We start from the raw sequence: 4,483 nt of genomic DNA on the forward strand, positions 1-4,483 counted from the left end.
TCCGAAGGGCCAAACCTTCATCGTTCGAGCAGCATCGCTCCAGATAATTCGCCTATATCGAACTCTCCTTCACGTTCAGGACACACGAATACGGCAGAAGGACACCGCGGGGCGGGGCGATGTACCGGATAAGGGACCGTTATCACGTACGTCGCCGACGTCATGGTGCTGTTGACCAGCAGTGGTGTGAAGATGGCCGCCGCGCGACTCGGGCACGTTATCCGGTACATGCTCAGGCCAGCTCGGCCGGACATGGTAGCGATGGCCTGCGGGGATGTAGTGGCGCGGTGTGTTTCTGGCGTACTCCGGCGGCCCCCTACTCCGGCCGCCCCCCTTGACCCGCGCCGGCCTCCGGGGAGGATCGGACCGGATTGTGGCGGTAGGGCTGAAGCGGTGATGAGCTACTGGATCAGCGGGCCGGCCACGTCCCACAGCTTCACGTTGTTGTCGTGGCTGCCGGTGGCGAGGGTTGTGCCGTCCGGGCTGAACGCCACCGACTCGACATCGTCGGTGTGGCCGGTGAGGGTGGCGATGGTTTTGCGGCCGGCCACGTCCCACAACCGCACCGTGTCGTCGTAGCTGCTGGTGGCGAGGGTTTTGCCGTCCGGGCTGAAGGCCACCGAGAAGACACTGTCGGTGTGGCCGGTGAGGGTGGCGTTCGGCGTGAGGTCGGGGGTGCTCGGTGTGGGGGCGGGGGTGCGGGTGAGGGCGATCGTGGTCGGCACGCCGACGGCGGCCAGGGCGCCGAGCCCGCCCAGGAGCAGGGTGCGGCGAGATAGTGAGCGGCGCTGCCGCGGAGGGGTCGTGGTCACCCCCGTAGGTGTAGAAGATCACGCTTGAGATCGACTTGAAGGTGCCTGCATCGCCTTCCGCCCGCCCGGGCCGAGCGGCTCGCCGGCGGCGAACGGCTCCGCAGCGCGTCGCGCGCCGGGCGGGCCCGGCATTACCGCCCAGACCCCGATGTGCGCCCCGGAAAACCCGGCCGTACCGGGGGATAACTTGCGGGAAACCGCATTCCCGTGAGTTATCTTTGTGCCCTTGTGAACGGCGTTCCGGAGCTCGGGAACACGATCCGCCAACGGCCTCCCGATCATCTTCCCGGCCACGGCTTGCGCCCGGCATCGTGGCACATATGCCGCGCCTCCCCCGCCGACTTCCGCGCCTGCTCCCCCGGCGCCGTCGTTCCGCCTCCCGGCCACACCGGCCTGTGCCCCTGGTCCCGATCAGCCTCGCCCTGGGGCTCACTCTCGTCCTGGCCGCCGCCGCGACCGCCGGGCTGTTCGTGCTCGCCCTGATCGGGCTCGGCTCACCCGACCTCCCCCACGGCAAGCTCGACGTCACCAACCTGCTGGAGATCGTCAAGATCTCCCTTGCCGTGGTCGCCGGCGTCGGCGGCATCGTCGCCTTGGTCGTCGCCTACCGTAAACAGCGCCTCGCCGAGGTCGGGGAGGCCCGCGAGCACACCAAGCTGTATGCCGAACGCTTCGACAAGGCCACCGACAAACTCGGCTCCGACGCCCCCGCGGTCCGCCTGGCCGGCGTCCACGCCCTGGCCGCCCTCGCCGACGACTGGCCCGGCGGCCGCCAGATGTGCATCGACGTCCTGTGCGCATACCTGCGCATGCCCCCCGAACCCGAACCCGGCGCCGAGCACGACCCCGCCGGGCACGGCACCTGGCGGGCCATGAGCGAGGTCCGTGCCACCATCCTCCGCCTCATCGCCACCCACCTGCGCGAGAGCGCCCCCATCTCCTGGAGCGGAACCGATCTGGACTTCACTGGAGTCGTCTTCGACAACGGCGCCGACTTCACCGATGCCATCTTCTCCGGCGGCAACGTCCGGTTCGACCGCGCAGAGTTCTCCGGTGGCGACGTGTGGTTCGAGGGCGCGGAGTTCTCCGGCGGCCTGGTCTGGTTCGGCGGCGCGAAGTTCTCCGATGGCGACGTGTGGTTCACCGGCGCCATCTTCTCCGGCGGCGACGTCGACTTCACCGAAGCTGTCGATTGGTCCTGTCCCCCTAGCGGGCTTCCCAACCAGGCGCCAGGACTACGTCTGCCATCGCAACCCGTGACGCAAGCCGACTCCCAACCGGCCGAGGACGGCGAACCCGGGAGCGATGCTGCGAACCTTCCTTGAGCCCGTCATGTACCCAAGGTTTCGCCGTTTCTATGGAGTACCTATTCCCGGGAGTTGTTCCGAGCCGGGCAAAGCGGGCACCCTCACCTCCCGCCGACCTTGGGGCCACCCCGCCCCCGGGACGCGTCGGTCACCCCGACTCGGGCCACAGACGCGCAGGCAGGCCGACGACGCCGGTGAAAACCGCGCCGGTGCGGTTCGTGCGGGTGAGGTCTGCGTCGTTGAGGTACGCGTCGGCGAGGTCTGCGCGGGTGAGGCGCGCGCGGGTGAAGCCCGCGCCGGAGAGGTCCGCGCGAGCGAGGTTCGCGTTGAAGAGGCCGATTCTCATGCCGGGCGGGTCTTGGGTGACGGTGCGCCGGCCGATCACGGTGAGAGCGGCCTGAAGATCCGTCCGCAGCGACGCAAGCCGCGGCAGCGCGAATTCCGCTTCGCCGGTTGCGACGTCTCGGGAGTGCTCCCGGCGAAGGTGGCCAGCACCTCCATGACCGTGGGATGGTCGCGGGCCGAGTCGCGGGCGATGCGCTCCAGCGCATATAGATGCCGCCCAAGCGGATGTCGAGCTTGTCGGAGCCGAGCTGCTCGATCGCCTTGGTGTAGCGGTCGGTCACATGGCCCTGTTCGCTCAGCTTGAAGGTGCGCCGCGCGGTGTCGGCGTTGTGCGCGGTGTAGTACACCGCCACCAGCGCGATCAGCCCGGTGGCGATCGCCAGCGCCCGTCCGCGGACCGCGTCCAGTGCCGCCGCCAGATCCTTACCGGCCAGGCCGCGTACCCCGTCGAAGTGCTCCAGTACCCACGCCGCCCCCGGGCCCAGCACCCAGGCCAGCCCCGCCACCAGGATCACGCCCAGCAGGGCCAGAACGGACCGGGCAACCCACCGCCAGAACCTCATACCCTCCAGGCTCGCTACTTCTTTAGCCCGTGCGGCGGCATGGTCCGCGGCGTTGGCGAACTGTGACCGGCCACCCTGGCGAGCACAGCGTCACTTGCCGCTCGGGCATTCCCGTGAGGGGGGCAGACCAAGTACGCCGGAAAGGGCTACTGAGATTGAAGCTCGGGAGTTAGATCATCGATGGTGATTTATGACCGCTAGATGACCGTACGTTCGGTATGCCGGAGTTATGAGATATCCGGAAGGCGGTGGATTGACCGCCAAAGATCGAGCGCGACGTGAGGCGGTGCGGCTGCAGGCGGCGGAGATGTTCGCGCAGGGGACGTCGCAGGCCGAGGTGGCGCGGTTGCTGCGGGTCTCGCCGATGTCGGCCAGCCGTTGGTATCGCAGCTGGCAGGCCTGGGGAACCGCGGCTCTGGCCTCCAAAGGACCGGCCGGGTGGCCGTGTCGGCTGAACGAGGAACAGCGCGAGCGGCTGGAGGCCGAACTGAAGGCCGGACCGGCCGCCCACGGCTGGATCGAAGATCAGCGCTGGACACTGGCTCGGATCGCCGAGCTGATCGCCAGGCTGTTTCACATCCGCTACAGCCTGCGCGGGGTGTCGCTGTTGCTGCACCGGATGGGCTGGTCGCCGCAGATGAGCGTGCACCGGGCCGCCGAGCGTGACGAGGTGGTGATCACCTGGTGGAAGACCGAGCAGTGGCAGCGGATAAAAGGACGGCGGCGGCTCAGGGCGCGTGGATCTGCTTCCAAGATGAAGCCGGCCAGATCCTGAGACCGCCCCGGGCACGCACGTGGTCGCGGCGGGGACACCCGCCGGTGGTGACCGTGTCGGGCAAGGGCTCGGGCAGGGTATCGATCGTCGGCCCGGTCTGCTGCAAACCTCATCGGCGCAGCCGGTTGATCTACCGGATCCGGCTGCATCGAGGCCACAAGGGTGAGCCGCAGCTTCGCCGAACGTGACTACGCCTACCTGCTGGACGCCGCCCACCAGCAGCTCGGCGCGCCGATCGTGCTGGTGTGGGACAACTTGAACACCCACATCAGCGCCGCGATGCAGTCATACATCGCCGCCCGTGATTGGCTGACGGTCTACCGACTGCCTGCTTACGCTCCTGAGCTCAACCCGGCCGAGGGCATCTGGGCCAACCTCCGCAACGGGCTGGGCAACCTAGCGGTCACCGGCCTGGACGCCCTCAACGCGATCATCAAGACCCGGTTGAAACGCATGCAATACCGGCCCGACCTCATCACCGGCTTCTTCAACGAGACCGGTCTGCCCTTCGAACTGGCCTAACCCTGAAAATTTAGACTCAGTAATCAAGCCAACGGGGTGGGCCAGGCCGACGCCGGCACCCGGTAGACATCTCGAAAACAAGGCAGTTCCATATCGGGCGCCAGTTCCGAATGCGGGTCTCGTCCACCGCGGCGGGCGCCGACGAGCGACGAAACCCGG

General features: G+C 68.1%; 5 protein-coding genes. 3 read left to right on the plus strand and 2 right to left on the minus strand.

Annotation, left to right across the window (positions count from 1 at the left end):
• Positions 1-401: 401 nt before the first annotated feature.
• Positions 402-812, minus strand: a complete 411-nt coding sequence (locus IG98_RS49910) for a WD40 repeat domain-containing protein (RefSeq protein ID WP_084196094.1) — start codon at positions 810-812, stop codon at positions 402-404.
• Positions 813-1,132: 320 nt separating this feature from the next.
• On the opposite strand from IG98_RS49910, the gene IG98_RS46180 reads away from it, so the two are divergent.
• Entirely contained in the window at positions 1,133-2,137 is a 1,005-nt protein-coding gene (locus IG98_RS46180; protein ID WP_157594890.1) for a pentapeptide repeat-containing protein, read from the plus strand.
• Positions 2,138-2,267: 130 nt separating this feature from the next.
• Here IG98_RS46180 and IG98_RS0143460 read toward each other — a convergent pair whose 3' ends face one another.
• Positions 2,268-2,504, minus strand: coding sequence for a pentapeptide repeat-containing protein (locus IG98_RS0143460; protein ID WP_030926309.1), 237 nt, complete (start codon positions 2,502-2,504; stop codon positions 2,268-2,270).
• 776 nt (positions 2,505-3,280) lie between these two features.
• Between IG98_RS0143460 and IG98_RS0143465 the strand changes: the two genes are divergently transcribed.
• Both IG98_RS0143465 and IG98_RS46185 read left to right on the plus strand, forming a co-directional pair.
• On the plus strand, positions 3,281-3,802 hold the full coding sequence (locus IG98_RS0143465; protein ID WP_245651965.1) for a helix-turn-helix domain-containing protein: 522 nt from the start codon (positions 3,281-3,283) through the stop codon (positions 3,800-3,802).
• A 162-nt stretch (positions 3,803-3,964) separates the two neighbouring features.
• Positions 3,965-4,324: a transposase gene (locus IG98_RS46185; protein ID WP_211264379.1), complete on the plus strand. Its 360-nt coding sequence runs from the start codon at positions 3,965-3,967 to the stop codon at positions 4,322-4,324.
• The last annotated feature ends 159 nt before the right edge of the window (positions 4,325-4,483 follow it).

Origin of the sequence: Streptosporangium amethystogenes (assembly GCF_000721075.1) — a bacterium.
Lineage (GTDB): Bacteria > Actinomycetota > Actinomycetes > Streptosporangiales > Streptosporangiaceae > Streptosporangium > Streptosporangium amethystogenes.